20 protein-coding genes and 5 pseudogenes are annotated in these 20,208 nt (G+C 33.2%); 21 read left to right on the top strand and 4 right to left on the bottom strand.

What is annotated here, in order from left to right:
- Positions 1 to 18: 18 nt before the first annotated feature.
- The 4 genes and pseudogenes from AC1DKZ_RS22715 (at position 19) to AC1DKZ_RS22700 (ending at position 3,977) form a co-directional block, all read left to right on the top strand.
- Positions 19 to 714 (top strand): annotated as a pseudogene (locus AC1DKZ_RS22715) (GNAT family N-acyltransferase).
- Positions 715 to 820: 106 nt separating this feature from the next.
- On the top strand, positions 821 to 1,822 hold the full coding sequence (gene tdcB, locus AC1DKZ_RS22710; protein WP_113936510.1) for a bifunctional threonine ammonia-lyase/L-serine ammonia-lyase TdcB: 1,002 nt from the start codon (positions 821 to 823) through the stop codon (positions 1,820 to 1,822).
- Positions 1,823 to 2,062: 240 nt separating this feature from the next.
- On the top strand, positions 2,063 to 2,533 hold the full coding sequence (locus tag AC1DKZ_RS22705; protein WP_404493219.1) for a MarR family transcriptional regulator: 471 nt from the start codon (positions 2,063 to 2,065) through the stop codon (positions 2,531 to 2,533).
- 208 nt (positions 2,534 to 2,741) lie between these two features.
- On the top strand, positions 2,742 to 3,977 hold the full coding sequence (locus AC1DKZ_RS22700; protein WP_476997095.1) for an MFS transporter: 1,236 nt from the start codon (positions 2,742 to 2,744) through the stop codon (positions 3,975 to 3,977).
- 273 nt (positions 3,978 to 4,250) lie between these two features.
- On the opposite strand, the gene AC1DKZ_RS22695 is transcribed toward AC1DKZ_RS22700, so the two are convergent.
- A complete protein-coding gene (locus AC1DKZ_RS22695) occupies positions 4,251 to 4,580 on the bottom strand; it encodes a YkvA family protein (RefSeq protein WP_078174372.1) in 330 nt (109 codons plus the stop codon).
- A gap of 270 nt (positions 4,581 to 4,850) precedes the next feature.
- On the opposite strand from AC1DKZ_RS22695, the pseudogene AC1DKZ_RS22690 reads away from it, so the two are divergent.
- Positions 4,851 to 5,537: pseudogene (locus AC1DKZ_RS22690) on the top strand (N-acetylmuramoyl-L-alanine amidase); the annotation flags it as partial.
- Positions 5,514 to 5,663: pseudogene (locus AC1DKZ_RS22685) on the top strand (exosporium leader peptide-containing protein); the annotation flags it as partial. The pseudogenes AC1DKZ_RS22690 and AC1DKZ_RS22685, both read left to right, overlap by 24 nt.
- Here AC1DKZ_RS22685 and AC1DKZ_RS22680 read toward each other — a convergent pair.
- Positions 5,621 to 5,944, bottom strand: a complete 324-nt coding sequence (locus AC1DKZ_RS22680; RefSeq protein ID WP_476997124.1) for a hypothetical protein — start codon at positions 5,942 to 5,944, stop codon at positions 5,621 to 5,623. The pseudogene AC1DKZ_RS22685 and the gene AC1DKZ_RS22680 sit on opposite strands and share 43 nt — an antisense overlap.
- A 529-nt stretch (positions 5,945 to 6,473) precedes the next feature.
- On the opposite strand from AC1DKZ_RS22680, the pseudogene AC1DKZ_RS22675 reads away from it, so the two are divergent.
- Positions 6,474 to 6,642, top strand: a pseudogene (locus AC1DKZ_RS22675) (N-acetylmuramoyl-L-alanine amidase); the annotation flags it as partial.
- A gap of 239 nt (positions 6,643 to 6,881) precedes the next feature.
- Here the strand turns inward: AC1DKZ_RS22675 and AC1DKZ_RS22670 are convergent.
- Positions 6,882 to 7,070: pseudogene (locus AC1DKZ_RS22670) on the bottom strand (hypothetical protein); the annotation flags it as partial.
- A gap of 18 nt (positions 7,071 to 7,088) precedes the next feature.
- On the opposite strand from AC1DKZ_RS22670, the gene AC1DKZ_RS22665 reads away from it, so the two are divergent.
- From AC1DKZ_RS22665 to spoIISB, 14 genes are all read left to right on the top strand, one after another.
- Positions 7,089 to 7,358 (top strand): hypothetical protein, encoded by a 270-nt coding sequence (locus AC1DKZ_RS22665; RefSeq protein WP_476997094.1) that lies wholly within the window; start codon positions 7,089 to 7,091, stop codon positions 7,356 to 7,358.
- Between the two features lie 73 nt (positions 7,359 to 7,431).
- On the top strand, positions 7,432 to 8,784 hold the full coding sequence (locus tag AC1DKZ_RS22660; protein WP_476997093.1) for a DEAD/DEAH box helicase: 1,353 nt from the start codon (positions 7,432 to 7,434) through the stop codon (positions 8,782 to 8,784).
- A 276-nt stretch (positions 8,785 to 9,060) separates the two neighbouring features.
- Positions 9,061 to 9,540, top strand: coding sequence for a DUF1648 domain-containing protein (locus AC1DKZ_RS22655; protein ID WP_367964654.1), 480 nt, complete (start codon positions 9,061 to 9,063; stop codon positions 9,538 to 9,540).
- 396 nt (positions 9,541 to 9,936) lie between these two features.
- Positions 9,937 to 10,572, top strand: coding sequence for a TetR/AcrR family transcriptional regulator (locus tag AC1DKZ_RS22650; RefSeq protein WP_476997092.1), 636 nt, complete (start codon positions 9,937 to 9,939; stop codon positions 10,570 to 10,572).
- Positions 10,573 to 10,618: 46 nt separating this feature from the next.
- Positions 10,619 to 11,881 carry an MFS transporter gene (locus AC1DKZ_RS22645; protein ID WP_269729734.1) on the top strand — a complete coding sequence of 421 codons (1,263 nt, stop codon included), beginning with the start codon at positions 10,619 to 10,621 and terminating at the stop codon, positions 11,879 to 11,881.
- Between the two features lie 6 nt (positions 11,882 to 11,887).
- Positions 11,888 to 14,227, top strand: a complete 2,340-nt coding sequence (locus tag AC1DKZ_RS22640; protein WP_476997091.1) for an ABC transporter permease — start codon at positions 11,888 to 11,890, stop codon at positions 14,225 to 14,227.
- A 12-nt stretch (positions 14,228 to 14,239) separates the two neighbouring features.
- The gene (locus AC1DKZ_RS22635) at positions 14,240 to 15,001 is read left to right on the top strand and encodes an ABC transporter ATP-binding protein (RefSeq protein WP_476997090.1); all 762 of its coding nucleotides are present in this window, start codon (positions 14,240 to 14,242) and stop codon (positions 14,999 to 15,001) included.
- Between the two features lie 106 nt (positions 15,002 to 15,107).
- Positions 15,108 to 15,818, top strand: a complete 711-nt coding sequence (locus tag AC1DKZ_RS22630) for a class I SAM-dependent methyltransferase (RefSeq protein ID WP_476997089.1) — start codon at positions 15,108 to 15,110, stop codon at positions 15,816 to 15,818.
- Positions 15,819 to 15,936: 118 nt separating this feature from the next.
- Positions 15,937 to 16,350: a VOC family protein gene (locus tag AC1DKZ_RS22625; RefSeq protein WP_476997088.1), complete on the top strand. Its 414-nt coding sequence runs from the start codon at positions 15,937 to 15,939 to the stop codon at positions 16,348 to 16,350.
- A gap of 484 nt (positions 16,351 to 16,834) precedes the next feature.
- Positions 16,835 to 17,311 (top strand): MarR family winged helix-turn-helix transcriptional regulator, encoded by a 477-nt coding sequence (locus AC1DKZ_RS22620; RefSeq protein WP_002017049.1) that lies wholly within the window; start codon positions 16,835 to 16,837, stop codon positions 17,309 to 17,311.
- A 153-nt stretch (positions 17,312 to 17,464) separates the two neighbouring features.
- Positions 17,465 to 18,202 carry a 2,3-diphosphoglycerate-dependent phosphoglycerate mutase gene (gene gpmA, locus AC1DKZ_RS22615; protein WP_002032137.1) on the top strand — a complete coding sequence of 246 codons (738 nt, stop codon included), beginning with the start codon at positions 17,465 to 17,467 and terminating at the stop codon, positions 18,200 to 18,202.
- A gap of 339 nt (positions 18,203 to 18,541) precedes the next feature.
- Positions 18,542 to 19,282, top strand: coding sequence for a type II toxin-antitoxin system SpoIISA family toxin (locus AC1DKZ_RS22610; protein ID WP_476997087.1), 741 nt, complete (start codon positions 18,542 to 18,544; stop codon positions 19,280 to 19,282).
- A gap of 112 nt (positions 19,283 to 19,394) precedes the next feature.
- On the top strand, positions 19,395 to 19,520 hold the full coding sequence (locus AC1DKZ_RS22605) for a D-alanyl-D-alanine carboxypeptidase (protein WP_476997086.1): 126 nt from the start codon (positions 19,395 to 19,397) through the stop codon (positions 19,518 to 19,520).
- Positions 19,521 to 19,595: 75 nt separating this feature from the next.
- On the top strand, positions 19,596 to 19,772 hold the full coding sequence (gene spoIISB / locus AC1DKZ_RS22600; protein WP_002017052.1) for a stage II sporulation protein SB: 177 nt from the start codon (positions 19,596 to 19,598) through the stop codon (positions 19,770 to 19,772).
- Between the two features lie 19 nt (positions 19,773 to 19,791).
- Here the strand turns inward: spoIISB and AC1DKZ_RS22595 are convergent, their stop codons facing one another.
- A complete protein-coding gene (locus AC1DKZ_RS22595; RefSeq protein ID WP_002085522.1) occupies positions 19,792 to 20,181 on the bottom strand; it encodes a YxeA family protein in 390 nt (129 codons plus the stop codon).
- Positions 20,182 to 20,208: the final 27 nt, after the last annotated feature.

The raw sequence follows: 20,208 nt of genomic DNA, 5'->3' as shown, positions 1-20,208 counted from the left end.
GCTTGGGAATTTGAAAGTATACATAAATTGAATTATAAAACATTTGTAGAAGAAATTCCGTAACATGAAGAAACGAAAGAGCATGTTCGTATAGATCGTTTTCATGAAGAAAATACTTATTTAATTTGTTTAGATGGTGATAAGTTAGTAGGTATGGTTGCGTTGCGAGGAAAACGACCATTCTCATTAGATCATAAAATTTCAAATTTAGATTTTTACTTGCAAGAACATGGAGAAAACGTATATGAAATTCGTTTACTTTCAATTGTAAAAGTAAACGAGGCAGTACCTGCTTATATGGACATTGGTATGTACGAAGAAAATGAAAGTATCCCATACTCCCATTCATGGAATTTAATTTATGCATTGCAAGAAGCATTAAAAATATTTGAAGATGAAATGGTATTTGAAAAAATAAAAGAGACGTATACATATATTGAACAAGCTATTACTAATATGGGTTTAAATCTTGTTTCACCTAAAGAACATGCCGTGCCAATTATAGTTACCATTCAATTAAATGAAGATCAGTCTTCTAAGGCGCTAGGTGATGCGTTAGCGTTACAAGGATATATTGTTCATTATGAATCAGCGTATTTACAAAAGAATAACTGGATCCAAATTGCATGTCTGAATCATTACAAAGAACGTGATATGAAAAGGATGTTGAATTGTTTACACAGATGTACATTAAAGAATGGCGTATATATATGAGCAATGATTTTTGAACATAGTTGGTTGCGTATAAAGGGATTATTACTTACGAAAACTTAAAAATGAGACAAACAGTAGATTATAAATTATTAGAAGAGGTGTTAGCATGATAACTAAAAAACTACCATTACATATAACAGACATTAAAAAAGCTCAAAACATTTTAGACAGAAATGCTCGTAAAACTCCTTTAGTAAAATCATTTTATTTGACTAGTAAAACAGGCGGAGAAATTCACTTGAAATTAGAAAATATGCAATTAACGGGTTCTTTTAAATTTCGTGGTGCGTTTAATAAAATGTCACAGTTGACAGATCAAGAAAAAGAGCGAGGCGTAATTGCTTGTTCCGCTGGTAATCATGCGCAAGGAGTTGCTTTATCTGCTCATTTACTTGGTATTAAGAGTAAAATTGTGATGCCGATTTCTGCACCGAAGGCGAAAGTTGAAGCAACTAGAGGATACGGATCAGAAGTGATTTTATATGGTGAAACTTTTGATGATGCGAAGGCAAAATGTGAGGAGATTATTAGGAAAACAGGTGAAACATACTTACATCCATATGATGATGTGGAGGTAATGGCTGGTCAAGGTACAATTGGTTTGGACATTCTTGATGATATGTGGGATGTAGATACGGTCATTGTACCAATTGGCGGAGGTGGCATTATTTCTGGTATTGCTGTTGCATTAAAGTCTTTTAATCCATCAATCAATATAATTGGTGTACAAGCTGAAAATGTTCATGGGATGAAGGCATCTTATGATAAAGGGACAATCGTAGAACATTATGAGGCACCTACTATAGCAGATGGTTGCGCAGTTAAAATACCAGGTGATTTAACTTTTGAAGTTGTAAAAGAATTAGTAGATGATATTGTAACAGTGTCAGAAGGTGAATTAGAAGTAGCGATGAAAGACTTATTACAGCGTGGTAAAGCCGTTGTAGAAGGTGCAGGTGCATTAGCTACTGCTGCTCTACTTGCAGGGAAAGTGGATACATATATAAAAGGAAAAAAAGTAGTAGCCGTTATATCTGGTGGAAACGTAGACTTGCAACGCATTTCGAGTGTTTGTGAGCAATTTTTTGTAGCCAATGAAGTGAAATAGTATTTAAAAAACATAAATTTTATGAAAGCAGAGCTAAGAAAACTAATCTTAGCTCTGCTTTTTGTCTACTATATGGTACAAGTTGTAATACACATGCTGTATTTTCCGTATAGTGAATTATTTTATTTAAGCGTCTATTTTCATAGATAACTCAAATAATTATATCAATATTGTCGAAACAGAAACAGAAATTTAATATAATGGTTTTAATGTATGAATGAGCTGTTAGGAGGATAGGCCATGAATAAGGAAGAACAGGTCATGAACGGTTTCAGGGAATTATATAATAAGATGGTTTGGCTAAATAAGGATAAGATGGAAGCAGGTCTGAAGGGTTTTAAGTCTTCTGAAGTACATTGTATTGAATATATTGAAAACAATACAGATTCTAACGTGACACAACTTGCAGAGGCTTTTTATGTGACTCGCGGTGCAATAAGTAGAATGACTAAGAAGCTCATAAAAAAAGGCCTTATTGAAAGCTATCAAAAGTCGGAAAATAAGAAAGAGATTTATTTTAGGCTTACCGAACAAGGGAAAGAAGTTTATAAAATTCATGAAGAACTGCACAAAGAGTTTCAAGAGCGGGATAAAGCTGTATTTGAGCAAGTAACCGAGGAAGAATTTGACAGTATAATTAACTTCGTGGAAAAGTATAGTAGGCATTTGGATGCAGAAATAAAGAAACAAGGTATACATATTAAGTCATAATAAAGTTGAAGCATTCGGGCTTTTACGGGTAGTTAATCCCGAAAACTAACTTATTTTCCCGTTCATGCGGGATACATTTAAATAATAAAAAGGTAGCCTGTTCATAGTAAGGCTACCTTTTTATTATTGTATTTTTGTTGACTAATCAACAAAAAAGAGTTATTATTTTGTTGACAAAGCAACAAAATGTTTTAAGGGGAGAAGTTAAATGTCTATTTTTAAATCACAAAATGAAAGCGAAACTGAAAAAAACATAGATAAACATGCTTTAATATTCGGCCTTATTTCTGTATTTCTTTGTGGAATAGGTTTCAGTATCATTATGCCTGTAGTGCCATTCTTAGTGCAGCCTTATATAAGTAGTCCGGAAGAACAGGCTCTAGTTGTTACGCTACTGACCWCTGTTTATGCGGTTTGCGTGTTTTTTGCTGCTCCTGCACTCGGGGCTTTGAGCGATAAATATGGCCGTCGTCCATTACTTTTAATATGCCTTTTCGGTTCCGCAATCGGGTACTTAGTTTTTGGTATAGGAGGGGCCTTATGGGTACTATTTGCTGGACGCATAATAGAAGGTATAACAGGCGGGAGTATAAGTACAATTTTCGCATATTTTGCAGATATCATTCCTCCAGAACAGAGAACGAAGTACTTTGGATGGGTGAGTGCAGTGGTAGGTGCAGGAACCATTATTGGACCAACACTTGGGGGATTACTTGCCAAGTTTGGTCATTCTGTACCTTTATATTTTGGAGCGTTCATAACTTTATTAAATGTCTTATATGGGATGAAATATATGCCTGAGAGTCTTGACAAAAATAATAGGTTAAAAGAGATTACTTTTGTAAGGTTAAATCCTTTTGTACAACTTGCAAACATACTTTCCATGAAAAACTTAAAATGGTTACTTGTCTCAGCGTTTTTACTTTGGATACCTAACGGATCTTTACAAGCAATTTTCACACAATTTACGATGGATACTTTTAGCTGGAAGCCTGCACTAATCGGACTTATGTTTTCAATTATGGGCTTTCAAGACATCATTTCACAAGCTTTTATAATGCCAAAGCTTTTGATCAAGCTTAGTGATAAACAAATAGCTATACTTGGAATGGTTTCGGAGATTATTGGCTACAGTTTTATTGCAGCATCTGCTTTGTTTTCCCTATATCCTCTTCTAATCGTTGGGATGTTACTGTTTGGTTTTGGTGACTCAATTTTCGGACCTTCATTCAATGGGATGCTTTCAAAGTCTGTCGATTCTAGTGAACAAGGGAGGATTCAAGGTGGTAGCCAATCTATTCAAGCTTTGGCAAGAATGATTGGTCCAATTATTGGAGGACAAATCTATGTATCACTTGGTCATGCTGCTCCTGCTTTTATGGGGATGATTCTTATAGTAGTTGCAATAGCAGTTTTGTATAAAGGGACGCATGTAACTGTATAAACTATCTGCACTATTATGGTCTTTCTTTATATAAGGATGTTTCTACGGGAATCTTTCCTGAATGAATTGTATAACAGATAAATATAAGAACAAATAATAGGGTGTCAGAACTTAGGAACAAGTACTGGCCCCTATTTGTTTACAGTTTGAGAGCTAAGAAAAATTAAGAATTTATTCTGTAATGCTCTCATGGTGAAGGTTAAATAGAACTATCAATAATTAAAGTTAGCTTTTTTGAAAGTAAAAAGCTATGTAAATGACTAGATAGTTTAATTATGCTTGTGCTGAAGTAAATAATGACTCCATTTTTACTTTGCTCTTTTCTCGAATTTCACTGTCCGCATGGCGCATTACAAATTTATGTGCTATAGCGATTGCTAAAACATCATCTAATAAGCCGATCCCAATAATAGCAGCTATATCTGGAATGAAGTCGATTGCTAATACGTAATAAGATAAAGCAGCTAATATTATGAATTTCGCTTTAGTAGGTAACCCTTTTTTTCTCATTGTGTAGTATAAAATAATACTTTCATATACGCTTGATTTCCCGAGGTTTGCTGAGCTTTTTTTGAATTTTTTCCAAAGTGTCTGTTTCTCCATATAAACACTCCTTTTCCAAAAAATAGATTTTTTAAAAGGATGGACAAAGAAGCGAAAGAATAATCAATTTTATTGTTTTTTCTTATTGTATATTTCGATATTTATAAGCGAATACCTGTTCAAAATAAAACAATGCTTGTTAAGCGGATACGATTATGGAGATGGATGAAGAGAAAATCTGTTTTGGAAAGCAAATAAGTTTCCGATAGAGGTTTCAATGAATTATTTGCGTTCTGCAACGAAGGCAGAAAAAACTTTTGATTTCTTAATACAAAGCTCGAGCGTTCATATGAAAAATACGTAAAACTTTTAGCGGAAATCTTAAAAGATAACAAGTTATCTGTAGGAAAAGGATTGTGGATTCACTACGATATGATTAAATATCTTGGCGGTACAGATCATGAAGATCAACTTGATTATTTAAAATCTCATGGGGGATCAGGAACTCAATCCCGTGCTGATGTACAACGCGCATACAATAATTCTAGTGTGGATGTTTCTGTACCTGAAAGCCACCTAAACCAACAGAAGTACCAACAGCTGTAACCAATGGTTATAGCTTATATTGAAGGCTACAACGTTAATTTACGTAAAGGACCAGACACAAGCTATTCTAAGATTCGTCAACTAGCTTATGCTGAATGGGGCGAAAAGCCTGGTTGGTTAAACCTTGGTGGAGAGCAATGGATTAAGAACAATCCATCCTATGTGAAGTTTAGTAAGAAAAGTACAGTAGATTGTTCTATTGTAGGAAAGCGTGTTGTTTCTAAAGTTAACATTCTACGTTTCTATGATGCTCGATCTTGGCAGGATAAAGACGTGGATGGTTTTGTAGATGTAGGTGAGGTATTTACAATTTTTAGGAAGTTAAATATGGAAGATTCAGTACAATTTAAGGTGCACAATAGTATAGGGAAAACATATTATATTACGATCAATGAAGTTTATGTATATGTAACTGTATTACTACAGTATAGTACACTCATAGGAGGTAGTTATGTGTTTGATAAAAATGAAATACAAAAGATAAATGGGATACTTCAAGCTAATGCATTAAATCCAAATTTAATTGGCCCTACACTTCCCCCAATCCCACCATTTACTTTACCCACAGGTCCAACAGGAGGGACAGGCCCAACGGGAGTAACGGGTCCAACAGGAGTAACGGGTCCAACAGGAGTAACGGGTCCAACGGGAGTAACGGGTCCAACGGGGGGAACGGGTCCAACAGGAGTAACGGGTCCAACAGGAGTAACGGGTCCAACAGGAGTAACGGGTCCAACAGGAGTAACGGGTCCAACGGGAGTAACGGGTCCAACAGGAGGAACTGAAGGTTGTCTTTGTGATTGCTGTGTTTTACCTATGCAAAGCGTTTTACAACAACTTATTGGAGAAACTGTTATTCTTGGCACTATTGCAGACACACCCAACACGCCCCCGCTTTTCTTTCTATTTACTATCACTTCTGTGAATGATTTTTTAGTTACAGTTACAGATGGCACCACAACCTTTGTGGTCAATATATCTGATGTAACAGGGGTAGGTTTTTTACCACCAGGACCACCTATTACATTACTTCCACCTACCGATGTAGGATGCGAGTGTGAATGTCGTGAACGACCAATTAGACAATTACTGGATGCGTTTATCGGATCTACAGTAAGTCTTTTAGCAAGTAATGGTTCTATTGCAGCAGATTTTAGCGTGGAACAAACAGGACTTGGGATAGTACTAGGGACATTACCTATAAATCCAACTACAACCGTTAGGTTTGCAATTTCAACTTGTAAAATTACAGCTGTGAATATAACCCCTATTACGATGTAGTCTATTTCTTTCAGAAGTATCTGTTGCTACTCGATAAGAAAAGCACAGTTTATTTGTCCACCTTGAAAACGTATTGTTTTCAAAGTGGACAATCTACGTTTCTAGGATGTTCCATCTTGGAAATATAAAGATGGAGCTGGTTCTGTAGATGCAGGGATTTATGATTGATGCAAAAGTGAGTGTCAATGGTTCGCCACAGTACAAAGCACACAGCAGTAAAGGGAAAACATACTAAATGAAGCCTATTTATTCATCTAACGCACTATACCTTCATGAGTAATTAACCATGCCCCCTTACTCTTTCTATATCCTTAATTTGTAAATTTATTACTACTATATTCTTGGCGTACAATATATGGCTAAATGTATCTAAATGGTTTTCTAAACGCACAAAATTCCCAAATTGATATGGTAAGGCTATAAAAATTATAATGAAAAATAATAAATATCTCTAATGCACTATTAGGATTTTTTCATTTTATATTGCAAACCATCTTTCTGAAAGATAAGCTCATATGCTAAATCAAAATGAAGGTTATATAATGCTTTCGTATTACATATTAAATTGTAGAACTTAGTTCCTTGATGTACATATTGGTGTAATTTATTTTGAATTGGTGAAACAATGATTTTTAAAATTACGTTAATATCTTCATTAAAGAAGTTATAGGAGGGAATAACTTGGGCTCATTATTTGATGTAATAGCAGATGTTATTTTATTTTATCCTCGAAATGACATGAAATTAAAACATTATATCGCAAAATTAAGTGAATTAGAGTGGTTTCGAAATCTACATGAAGATCCGAATTATACAAGTTTAATTTGGAGTAATAGAAAAATTAAAAAGTATATTTTGACTTCTGTAAATATGGAAGCATTAATAAAATCCGAGAAAAAACAAAAAGAATTTGTTCATCTAGTACAGGATGAATATAAAAAAAGAAGATAAGAATTTTTTTATTTTTCATATTTGGCGAAACAAATGGTACAATGAAAGCTAATGTGAAAAATAAGGAAAAGAAGTGGTCTATTTGAAAAACTTTTTAGAATTAGGAATTAGTGAAACTTTTAATCATACATTACGTGAAAATGGAATTACAGAAGCAACACCGATTCAGGAGAAGGCAATTCCTGTTATTATGTCAGGTAAAGATATTATTGGGCAGGCGAAAACAGGAACGGGTAAAACGTTAGCATTCGTGTTACCGATTTTAGAAAAAATCGATCCAGAGTCTAGTGATGTTCAGGCTTTAATTGTTGCACCAACAAGGGAACTAGCACTGCAAATTACAACTGAAATTAAAAAAATGCTTGTTCAAAGAGAAGATATTAATGTACTAGCGATATATGGCGGACAAGATGTAGCACAACAATTGAGAAAATTAAAAGGTAATACACATATTGTTGTAGCGACACCAGGACGATTATTAGATCATATACGACGTGAAACAATTGATTTAAGTAATCTTTCAACGATTGTACTAGATGAAGCAGATCAAATGCTTTATTTCGGATTCTTATATGATATTGAAGATATTTTAGATGAGACACCTGATAGTAAACAAACGATGTTATTCTCAGCAACGATGCCAAAAGATATTAAAAAATTGGCGAAACGTTATATGGAAGAGCCGCAAATGATTCAAGTACAAAGTGAAGAAGTAACGGTAGATACAATTGAGCAGCGTGTCATTGAGACGACAGATCGTGCAAAGCCAGATGCACTTCGTTTTGTTATGGATCGTGATCAGCCATTTTTAGCAGTTATTTTCTGTCGTACAAAGGTTAGAGCAAGTAAGCTTTATGATAATTTAAAAGGACTAGGTTATAATTGTGCTGAACTTCATGGTGATATACCTCAAGCGAAACGTGAAAGAGTTATGAAGAGTTTCCGCGAAGCAAAAATTCAGTACTTAATCGCAACGGATGTAGCAGCTCGTGGACTTGATGTAGATGGTGTAACGCACGTATTTAACTTTGATATCCCTGAAGATGTAGAAAGTTATATTCACCGCATTGGCCGAACAGGACGTGCAGGTGGATCAGGTCTTGCAATTACGTTCGTTGCAGCGAAAGATGAAAAACATTTAGAAGAAATTGAAAAAACGCTTGGTGCACCAATACAAAGAGAAATAATCGAACAACCGATGATAAAAAATGTAGATGAAAATGGAAAACCGGTACAAAAGCCGGCTCCAAAGAAATCAGGTCAATATCGTCAAAGAGATAGCCGTGAAGGTTCAAGAAGTGGTTCAAAAGGTGGACCAAGAAACGATTCAAGAAATAGTTCTAGAAATGATAACAATCGATCATTTAATAAGCCAATTAATAAGAAAAGTAGTGAAAAACAAGGTCAGCAAAGACGTGGCCGTTAAATAGTTATAATTTTAAAAGAGGCGCAAATAATTGCGGCTCTTTTTTATTTTTATACAATGAAGTCGTTTGAAAGATAATGAGATTTTCTAAAAAACACGAGTCCTGTTATTTAATAATTGGGACATATTCTATAATAATCAATTGAGAAAATATCGTAAATTTGAGATGATTTGGTTATATGAATCGGAATTTAAAATGTAATACAGGATATGTATTACTATAGATATCGTAGAAGGGGGAGGAGAAATATAGTGAATTCATGGGGAAGACCTAGAATGAAAATCCAAAAAACCAAAAGTGAATGGATTTGGGATATCATTGGATATTCATTTTTCTTAGGATCAATAATTTTTTTGATCACCATTTGGGGAGGATTACCTGAGGAAGTACCGGGACATTATAACGCAAATGGGGTTGTAGATCGCTGGGGGTCAAAATGGGAACTTTTGATTCTACCAGGAATCGGGACATTTATACTACTTTTAATGCAGACTTTAGAGAAGTTTCCAGAAGTTAATAACTATCCGCAAAGACTTAATGAATCGAATGCTAAGCAGTTTTATTTAAATAGCCGAAAAATGATTAATCAATTAAAAAATGTTTGTTTAGTTATTTTTGCTTTAATCCAATTTGAGACAATTTCAATAGCTTTAGGTTGGAGCGGGGGTTTAGGTAAATTATTTTTACCAATAATAATTATCGGAACAGTTATTCCAATTGTTATAGGAATAATAAGGCAACGGAAAATTAAATAATACGGAGTGAATAAACATTCTAATTTATGACGTTATTTCGTTATCGGGCGCTATTATGGGATGCAATTTAGAATTTTAAATGAATTTATTATAAATTTCGTATAGGGAAGTTCTTTTAATCAAAAATTAAACAACTTTATTTTACCTCCATCCTAATTTTAGGACGGGGGTATGCGTGTTTGCGGTTTTAAAATTTAATAACTTTAATGTCTTTCTACAGGGGGATACCAAAAATGAAATTTTAAAATTTCATTCACCGTATTAAAAATAAATTTTAAAATTCATAAAGGAAATATAAAGTAGGTTGTTGTATATATACGATAACAGGAAACTTTTCACATACTAAACATATACTTTAAATAAACCGACAGTCGGTCCGTAGGAAGGAGTACATGAATGAGGATCGTAAAAGAATATGGGGAGCGTAGAAATGAAATTTTAGAAACTGCTGAACGTTTGTTTGTTACAAAAGGGTATACGAAAACTACAGTAAATGACATTTTAAAAGAGATTGGTATAGCAAAGGGGACGTTTTATCATTATTTTAAGTCGAAAGAAGAAGTAATGGATGAAATTATTATGAGGATTATTAAAGCGGATGTTGCTAAAGCGAAAGCAATTGTCTCTAACCCTAATATCCCAGTTTTGGATAAGTTATTTCGAGTTTTAATGGAACAATCACCAAAATCAGGAGATGTAAAAGATAAAATGATTGAACAATTTCATCAGCCAAATAATGCGGAAATGCATCAAAAAAGTATAGTACAATCAATTATTCATTTATCTCCTGTTTTAGCAGAAATTTTAGAACAAGGAATCGCTGAAGGCATATTTTCTACTCCATACCCACAAGAAACGATTGAATTATTACTCTCTTCAGCACAAGTCATATTTGATGAGGGTTTATTCCAGTGGGAGCCGGAAGAAATGATGAGGAGAGCTAAAGCTTATATCAAAATGATGGAAGCATCTGTTGGAGCGAAAGAGGGAGCCTTTGATTACATGGTGGAGGTTTTAATCAAACAGAAATAGTAATTTTCTGTTTGGATATTATCGACCGACAGTCGGTCTGAATCGAATGAAAGGTGTGATAAGTATGTCAGCTAGTATAAGGTCTTCGATGAAAGATTTTCACTTAATGGTGAGTGGACAAATTATTACTATTTTAGGTTCAACACTTTTACGTTTTGCCCTGTCATTATATGTGCTAGATATAACAGGGCGTGCTGATATATTCGCAGGATTATATGCGGTAACGAGTATTCCGTTTTTACTAGCTCCTCTCGGCGGAGCGATAGCAGATCGTTTCAATCGCCGTAATTTAATGGTTATTTTTGACTTTATCAACGCTGCGATTGTATTAAGCTTTATAGTTTTGTTATTTACTGGACCTGTATCTATTATATTGATTGGAACAATTATGTTTTTACTAGCAGTCGTTAGTGCAATGTATTCACCTGTTGTAATGGCGAGTATTCCGCAATTAGTTCCAGAGAATAAGTTAGAGCAAGCGAACGGTATCGTAAATGGTGTGCAAGCATTATCGAATATAGTTGCTCCTGTATTAGGAGGAATACTGTACGGCATAATTGGTTTGAAAATGCTCGTAATAATAAGTTGTCTTGCTTTCTTTTTATCTGCGATTTTAGAAATGTTTATTAAAATACCTTTTATAAAAAGAGCACGAGAAAGTCATATAATACCGACAATTGTAAAGGATATGAAAGAAGGATTTATATATGTTTTAAAACAACCATTTATTTTGAAATCTATGCTTTTAGCTGCATTACTAAATTTAATACTTACACCGCTATTTGTTGTTGGTGCTCCAATTATTATACGAGTAACAATGGAAAGTAGCGACACGTTATACGGAATTGGAATGGGATTGATCGATTTTGCTACTATTTTAGGTGCATTATCGATAGGTTTTTTTGCGAAAAAGCTACAGATGAAAACATTGTATTACTGGATGCTTTTAATAGCTTTATTAGTACTACCAATGGCACTATCAGTTACGCCAGTTATTCTTAATTTAGGATACTATCCACCATTTATCCTCTTTATACTTTCCTCTATTCTAATTGCAATGATCGTGACAATTGTATCCATCTATGTGATTACTGTAGTCCAAAAGAAAACACCAAATGAAAACCTAGGAAAAGTAATGGCAATTATAACAGCGGTATCTCAATGTATGGCACCAATTGGGCAAGTCATTTATGGTTTTATGTTTGAAGGATTCAGTATGAAAATTTATTTACCTATATTAGTTATTAGTTTCATAATGATAATAATAGCGATAGTGACGAAGAAAATATTATGGAATGAAGGGAACTAGCTCCATATGATTAGGAGAATGTTAAAAAGAGATTTCTCTCAAAATAAAATGATAATTACCATTCTATTTATGTTTATCATGTTATCAAGTCTTTTAATCGCAAGTGCTTCAAGTAACGTTATAAATCTATTGAACTCAACGGATCAATTGTTTAAAGCATCAAACGCACCGCACTTCGTACAAATGCATGCCGGAGAAATAAACCAAAAGTCAATTGATTCATTTGTAGCGCAAACTCCTTTTGTAAAAAAACAACAAACAGCAGAGATGGTTCAAATAGGCGGATCTAACATTTTTATAAAGAAGAAAAATCAAGCGGAACATAATAGTGTAATGGACATTAGCTTCGTTAAGCAAAATACTATTTTTGACTTTTTATTAGATTTAAATAATGAATTGATCGATGTTAGGAAAGGGGAAATAGGTGTACCAATTTATTATATGCAAAAATATAATTTGCGTATTGGAGATAAAATAAGGCTTGTGAAAAATAATAATGAGCTAGAATTTACTATTTCGGCATTTGTTCGTGATGTTCAAATGAACCCATCACTTGTTAGTTCAAAACGATTTGTAATAAGCGATGAAGACTTCGAAAGAATAAAGGGTAATTTTGGAGAAAGTGAATATCTTATTGAATTCCAGCTAACAGATTTAAATAAAATAAATGAATTTGAAACTTTATACCAGTCATCAAACTTACCTCAAAAAGGTCCCTCTATTACGTATTCACTCTTTAAAACACTCAATTCATTAACAGATGGAATAATAGCTGCAGTGCTGATCATTATAAGTGCATTATTAATGCTAATCGCGATTTTATGTATTAGATTTACGATTATGACTTCAATGGAAGAAGATTATCGGGAAATTGGTGTTATGAAAGCTATAGGCATTCAAAGTAAAGATATTCAAAAACTATATGTAACAAAATATGTTGTTATTTCAGCTATCGGATGTATATGTGGATATATCCTTTCGTTATTTGTTACAAAAATATTTACCTCTAATATCGCACTTTATATGGGGACAGCTAATAAAAGTATTTTATATTATGTTGTGCCATTGATAGTCACAACATTGTTATTTCTAGCCGTTAGCCTTTTTTGCCGCATCATTTTGCGGAATTTCAGGAGAATTACAGCAATAGACGCTTTACGATCAAGAGATAAACTAGGAAAAAGAAAGATTAGAAGATTTTTTTCTCTCTATCAAACTAAAATTACAAATGTAAATATATTTATTGGTATACAAGATGTAGTGAAACGATTTAAGTTATATCGAGTATTAAGTATCGTTTTAATTATTGCAGTGTTCATGATTGTTGTACCAGTTAACTTTTTGTACACGATTCAGTCACCGCAATTTGTTAATTATATGGGAACAGGAAAGAGTGATATACGAATAGATTTACAGCAATCTGAAAATATAGAAAAACGGTTTAATGACGTTATATCGTATGTCGGAAACGATGAAGAGGTAGAAAAATATGCAGCATTTGTAACGAGTACATTTAAAATGGTGAAAGCTGATGGTACACATGAAAACTTAAATGTAGAAGTGGGAGATTTCGCCCAATTTCCAATAGAATATGTTAAAGGTATGGCACCAAAAAATGAAAATGAGATCGCTCTCTCTTATATGAACGCAAATGAATTAAAAAAGAATATAGGGGATGAAATCGTTTTATTTGTAGAAGGAAAAGAGAAAATGCTAACTATTAGTGGTATATATCAAGATGTAACGAATGGAGGAAAAACAGCTAAAGCGAGTTTTTCTTATAATAAAGAAAATATATTATGGTACGTAGTAAATGTAGATATGAAACCCAAAGTGAATCTACAAGAAAAAGTGAAGGAGTATAAACAAAATTTTAATTCTGCAAAAATAACAGATACGGATAATTATTTATCTCAAACTTTAGGAGAGACAATTAAACAATTAAGACTCGTGACACAAGTGGCAATTTTGATTGCTATATTGATATCGGTTTTAATAACTGCGATGTTTTTTAAAATGTTATTGGTAAAAGATTCTTCGCAAATATTAATTATGAAAAGTATCGGCTTTTCCTACAAAGATATTCGTATACAATATGTTACTCGTTCTATCTCTATAGTATTAGTAGGTATTTTAACAGGGACATTTATAGCTGCTACGTTTGGAGAAACACTAATAAGCTGGTTAGGTTCATTTATGGGAGCAGCTCACATAAAGTTTGTTGTTAATCCGATCATTTCTTATGTAATATGTCCAGCTATTTTATTTATATCTGTGACCGTAGCAACACTTTTCAGTAGTTTTACAGTGAAACAAACAAATGATTTAAAGCTAAATGGGGAGTAGGAGGTGTGTAATTTGAAAAAAATTTTAGAAGTAAAACAATTAAATAAAAAATACGAAATGGATGGAAATAAAACTTACCATATGTTAAAAAATATAAATTTAGAGATTTATGAGGGAGAGTTTATATCGGTTATGGGACCTTCTGGTTCAGGGAAATCGACGTTACTATATAATATTAGCGGAATGGATCAAATGTCATCAGGAAGTGTGAAAGTTGATAGTAAAGAAATAACATGTATGAAAGAAGAAGTGTTAGCAAAATTACGACTCAGCGAAATGGGATTTATTTTTCAACAGAGCAATCTTCTTAGAAATTTGAATCTTTTTGATAATATAGTTTTGCCTGCGTATTTAGCAAAATTTGAGAGCAGGAAAATAATAAATAAACGTGCACTTGAATTGATGAAAAAAACGGGAATTAGTCAAATTGCAACTAATAATATAACTGAAGCATCAGGAGGAGAATTACAAAGGGTATCTATTTGTAGAGCACTCATAAATAAACCTAATATTATTTTTGCTGACGAGCCAACGGGTGCTTTGAATTTAAAAGCGACAGAAGAGGCAATGGATATTTTAGCAAATATAAACCGTATGGGAACTACAATTTTGCTAGTTACTCATGACGTAAAGGTAGCAGCTAAAACAGAAAGAGTTCTTTTTATGGTGGACGGGGAAATTGTTAGCGAAATACAGATGGGTAAGTATAGAAACGATGATTTGAAAGTGCGAGAAGAGCAGTTGTTAAAATGGTTAACCGTACTTGGATTTTAAAGAGATAATATTTTTGACTCCTATTGAATATAGGAGTTTTTTCTTTGTTTGAAAGTTCAAAAAGAGATATAATAATTTTCTGACTATTGATTATGGAGGGGTATAAATGAAAAATGAAACGTTACGTACACAAGAAGATATATTAAAAATGCTTGATTCATTATTAAGACCTGCAGAACCATTTTGGAATGAATTTTATGTGAATAGAGAAAAAGATGTTCCGTTTTTTGAAAATGTTCCAGATGAGAATCTAGTTTCGTATATACAACAAGAGAGTGTTTCAAAAGGGAAAGTATTAGAACTTGGATGTGGTCCAGGAAGAAACGCAATTTATTTAGCGAATGAGGGATTTGATGTAACAGCAGTAGATTTATCTATAGAAGGTATTAATTGGGCGAAAGAGAGAGCATTAGAAAAAGGAATAGAAATTCACTTTATTTGTGATTCAATTTTTAATTTAGGTGCTCAAAATGAATTTGATTTTTTATACGATTCGGGCTGTTTACATCACATTCCACCGCATAGAAGAATAAATTATGTGGATTTAATTAAAAACTCATTGAAATCTGGTGGTTATTTCGGATTAACATGTTTTGCAGCTGGCGATTTAGATGAGAGGAATGGATCAGAAATAACGGATTGGGACGTATATAGAGGTTGGAGTTTACAAGGTGGTCTTGCCTATTCGGAAGAAAAATTAAGGGAAATATTTAAAGAGTTTGAAGTGATTGAAATTAGGAAGATGAAACAAATTGAACAACCAAATAATATGTTTGGAGAGTCATTTCTTTGGACAGCATTATTTAAGAAGAAATAAAACATAGATAATTGACAAACTCATCGTTTTTATAGACAATACACTTATGAGAATGTACGTTCGGTTTTATTGTCCGATGTATGTTTTGCATAAATACATAACAAGGGGATGTCTCTAAATGGGTAACACAAATCAAAAAATCACTACGTTTTTAATGTTTGAGGGCAAAGCTGAGGAAGCGATGAATTTTTACACATCACTATTTAATCAATCAGAAATTGTAAGTATCTCTCGTTATGATGAGAACGGACCAGGTAAAAAGGGAACTGTAATTCATGCAACTTTTACGCTAAATGGACAAGAGTTCATGTGTATTGATAGTTATGTAAAGCATGATTTTACATTCACTCCAGCTATGTCTCTTTATGTAACTTGTGAGACGGAAGAAGAAATTGAAACGGTCTTTAATAAACTAGCGCAGGATGGAGCAATACTTATGCCTTTAGGTGCCTATCCATTTAGTAAAAAGTTTGGCTGGTTAAATGATAAGTATGGTGTATCTTGGCAGTTAACTCTTGCTGAAGATAAATAATTAAAATAATATGGTGACATTAACGTCATAACAAAAGGGATGATTCAAGATTAATATGTATCATCCCTTTTATTTTTTGTTTTACAAACGTCACTGGTTTTTAAAGAACGTTTCATTATTATAACTAAAGAAGAAAGACCATCGTTATTCAATAAGATTAAAATAGATTTAGCTACCCGTTGTATTTATAACAACTTTAGGTTTGTATATAATATAAAACTGCTAATTTAATTTTTCAGCTTATCTAGTAATGGAGTTCATTAACTGGAAGAAGCATTCAGGTGAATGTAACCAATTTCCTTAAGAAGTCTTTAAAAAGTAATTCGGATACTTTATTTGAAGTTATGGTTTACGAATTAAACAACCTTCAAAAAATATAATAGTTGAAATTTGTTGGTTTTAGAATGAAGAAATTAGGCTCAATATACCAACTCAATTATTCATAATTGAGTTGTGGTATAATTTACATACAGGGGGAAAGTAGATGACACAACATAAAGAAGAGCAAATGAATGAGGCATTAGCATTATTTTACTTTGCATATAAAACTTTTACAGAAAAACCAGATGAAATAATAAAAGAGTATAGTATACAGCGTGTACATCATAGAATTTTGTTTTTTATCGCTCGTTTTCCAGGGCTTAGTGTAAATGAGCTGCTATCACTTTTAGAAATAAGTAAACAAGCTCTTCACGGACCGTTGCGCCAACTGTTAGATAAAGGACTTATTGAGAGTAATGAAGCTGCACATGATCGTCGTGTGAAACAGCTGTCTTTAACAGAAGAAGGAACAGACTTAGAGAAAAAACTGAGCGATGTTCAAAGAGAACAAATGGGAGCTATTTTCTCACAGTTTGGCGAATCATGTGAAGAAAATTGGCATCAAGTTATGAATGAAATGGCAAATAGCCGTTCAGGATTTGATGCATGGACGTCTAAGCGTGAAATACCAGTAGAATAAAAGATAGAAACAGTATCTTGTTTTGTAGTTTGAAAAATCATAAATTTTTATCTGTATATTTGGCAACTATGGATAAAAAATTCACATTGCCAAAAACTTTATATGTGTACGTATTGAAATTTTAAAATTCATATTTCCGAGAGGGGAATTATAATGATAAAACTTGTACTCATTCGTCACGGACAAAGTTTGTGGAATCTTGAAAATCGATTTACAGGATGGACAGATGTGGATTTATCAAAGAATGGATTAAGTGAAGCGAGAGAAGCAGGAACAATATTAAAAAAGAATGGATATACATTTGATGTTGCGTATACCTCGGTACTAAAACGAGCAATTCGTACATTATGGATTGTACTGCATGAAATGGATCTCACTTGGGTCCCTATACATAACTCATGGAAGTTGAATGAACGCCACTATGGTGCACTACAAGGATTGAATAAAGACGAAACTGCAAAAAAATATGGAGATGAACAAGTTCATATTTGGAGAAGAAGTATAGATGTGAGACCGCCTGCACTTACTGAAGATGATCCTCGATATGAGGCGAACAATCCAAGATATAAAACGTTAAAAAAAGATGAATTCCCATTGACTGAATGTTTAGAGGATACGGAGAAAAGAGTAGTTGATTATTGGCATTCAGAAATTGCACCGTCATTAAAAAGTGGTGAGAAAGTAATTATTTCATCGCACGGTAATACAATTCGTTCGCTAGTGAAATACTTAGACAACCTTTCAAGTGATGGTGTGGTTTCATTAAATATTCCAACTAGCATTCCGCTTGTTTATGAGTTAGATGAAAAATTACGTCCGATTCGTCATTATTACTTAAGCATGGATGGAGAAGTACCTGAAGGGGAAATTCCGAAACATATTTCTTTTTAACATGCAAATTTGAAACGCATGCTTGTCTACATATACAATGTAGATTCATGATAAAGTGAAACTTTAATCAGTGGAGGGTGTTCATCCCGCACTGATTATTAGCCTTCACCAATCGGGCTTTTATGGGCAGTTGATCCCTCACCTAACGTCTTTGCTTTCGCTGGATTTTGAGGTGTGGGGGTCTTACTGCCCGTTAATGCGGGATAAAAGACGTGGCCTGCTTCTAATGTATATGCGATGTTGCTAACTTTAGAAGGTTGTCCACGTCTTTTGTCATAAATAGAGCTGTTTGTGCATGTAATGGTATCGTGAGTAGTTTTGGAATGGAGGGTGATGTGATTGACGATCTCTAACATTCGAATTGGCTTATTTATTTTAGCAATCGTCTTTATTGCTCTTGTTTTCTTTTATTGGAGAAATGAAGAGTTGTACGAGGAGAAGAAACAACGAATTCGAAAAACGTGGTACGGTTTGTTCATAACATCAGTCACAGTTTATTTCACGATAAAAGGAATAGATTTAACCCTCTGGAAAAATCTTTTAATGTTTACTGCGATGGTAATTTTCGTTGATATTGCATTCATTTTGACACCAAATATTTCAGAAATATGGGGCGCAAAATTCAGCGATATTGGAAAGACGGTCCAATCAATTAAAAGGTCATTAATTGCTTCAAAAGCAAGAGGAGAAATATATACGACAATTATTCAAAATGTGAATCCAACAGCCTTTGGGACAATGGAATGGCATACGGAAGAGGAATATACAAAAAGCTTAAACGCATTTTTAGATTCATATGGGGAAAAGATTGGTGCGAAAATTGTTGTATTTGAAGCGGTGAAGGAATTAAATACAAACTTTCGTGGTATCCGCTCTCAATTTAGTATTATTGTACCATTAGGACACATCGAGCAATTGAATGAGCAGAAAGCGGTGCAAGTAGAAAATGTCGGAATTATACCAGCAAAAATAGTTAGTGATGTTTTCATTGTTATTGATGGGAAGAAAAATAACCTTCAAGATCGAGATTTTGAAAATGTATATAATTTAACAATTCATCATAGTTATTTTAGTAAATAAGGACAGAATCTTTTTCTGTCCTTTTCACCTATACATAAAGGGAGAACAAATTCAGACAAGCTTGTATAAAATTGGACAATCATTCCTACACTAGCACGTAGAGGTGATTGTAGTGATAAAAGATTATGACAATGATTTTTTTAAAGAAGATAATAAAGATACAACAGATTTCTCTTTAATAAAAGGAGATACTTTGCAGCAAGTAGAAGAGTTAGAAGAAGAATTAAAAAGAAAATGATACGTGTACACTCTGTCTGCATTTGCTATATAATATAAATAAAAGGTTGTATCTTTTTGAAAAGGGGGAGAAGAGATGGCAGAAGTAAATGCTCAAAAATCTTCGTTTTTTAAAACTAAAAAAGAAGAATCAAATACAGATTTCTCTCTTGTGAAAGGTGCATTGACAGAAAATATAAATCGTTTAGAAAAACTTATGGATAGTAATAGTTCGAAATATGCTCGAGTGAAAAAAATAAAGGAAAATGCATAAGAGCATTTTCCTTTATTTTTTATTTTGCATTAAACTTTTCTTTTACTTTTAAAGGTAAATCCGCTTTTTGAATTTCTTCATAGGATTTTACTTCAATCGATGATATTTCATTTTTATCTTTATTTTCTTGGTCTACATAAATGCACAAAAATGCCTTTTCATTTAATTTTTGATCGTTTGATTGTTTTTTACTTCTAAATGTAATTTGTTTTCTTACTCCATCTTCATCATATGCCGGCAATGTGTAGTTCCTTAAGTTTCTACCTTCTATCTTTTCAATAAACCCTTCACCTTTTATCTGTACGTAATATACATCCTTACCGATTCTATTTAGAGAAGCTCTTTCGCACCCGATAGTTAAGTTGCAAAATAATAAACTTAGTGTAATAACAGATAAAATTTTTTTCATTTTCATTATCTCCTTTAAATTATGTAT

The organism is Bacillus sp. 05T21 (genome assembly GCF_056396785.1).
Note: the sequence above shows the minus strand (reverse complement) of the source record. Positions and strands in the feature narration are given on the sequence as shown.

Excerpts from the sequence above, each read along its gene's own strand:
- AC1DKZ_RS22695 (WP_078174372.1), bottom strand. The coding sequence starts at position 4,580 with ATGGAGAAACAGACACTTTGGAAAAAATTCAAAAAAAGCTCAGCAAAC.
- AC1DKZ_RS22595 (WP_002085522.1), bottom strand. The coding sequence starts at position 20,181 with ATGAAAAAAATTTTATCTGTTATTACACTAAGTTTATTATTTTGCAAC.
- AC1DKZ_RS22650 (WP_476997092.1), top strand. The coding sequence starts at position 9,937 with ATGAGGATCGTAAAAGAATATGGGGAGCGTAGAAATGAAATTTTAGAA.
- AC1DKZ_RS22645 (WP_269729734.1), top strand. The coding sequence starts at position 10,619 with ATGAAAGGTGTGATAAGTATGTCAGCTAGTATAAGGTCTTCGATGAAA.
- gpmA (WP_002032137.1), top strand. The coding sequence starts at position 17,465 with ATGATAAAACTTGTACTCATTCGTCACGGACAAAGTTTGTGGAATCTT.
- AC1DKZ_RS22640 (WP_476997091.1), top strand. The coding sequence starts at position 11,888 with ATGATTAGGAGAATGTTAAAAAGAGATTTCTCTCAAAATAAAATGATA.
- tdcB (WP_113936510.1), top strand. The coding sequence starts at position 821 with ATGATAACTAAAAAACTACCATTACATATAACAGACATTAAAAAAGCT.
- AC1DKZ_RS22625 (WP_476997088.1), top strand. The coding sequence starts at position 15,937 with ATGGGTAACACAAATCAAAAAATCACTACGTTTTTAATGTTTGAGGGC.
- AC1DKZ_RS22630 (WP_476997089.1), top strand. The coding sequence starts at position 15,108 with ATGAAAAATGAAACGTTACGTACACAAGAAGATATATTAAAAATGCTT.
- AC1DKZ_RS22620 (WP_002017049.1), top strand. The coding sequence starts at position 16,835 with ATGACACAACATAAAGAAGAGCAAATGAATGAGGCATTAGCATTATTT.
- AC1DKZ_RS22655 (WP_367964654.1), top strand. The coding sequence starts at position 9,061 with ATGAAAATCCAAAAAACCAAAAGTGAATGGATTTGGGATATCATTGGA.
- spoIISB (WP_002017052.1), top strand. The coding sequence starts at position 19,596 with ATGGCAGAAGTAAATGCTCAAAAATCTTCGTTTTTTAAAACTAAAAAA.
- AC1DKZ_RS22705 (WP_404493219.1), top strand. The coding sequence starts at position 2,063 with ATGAATAAGGAAGAACAGGTCATGAACGGTTTCAGGGAATTATATAAT.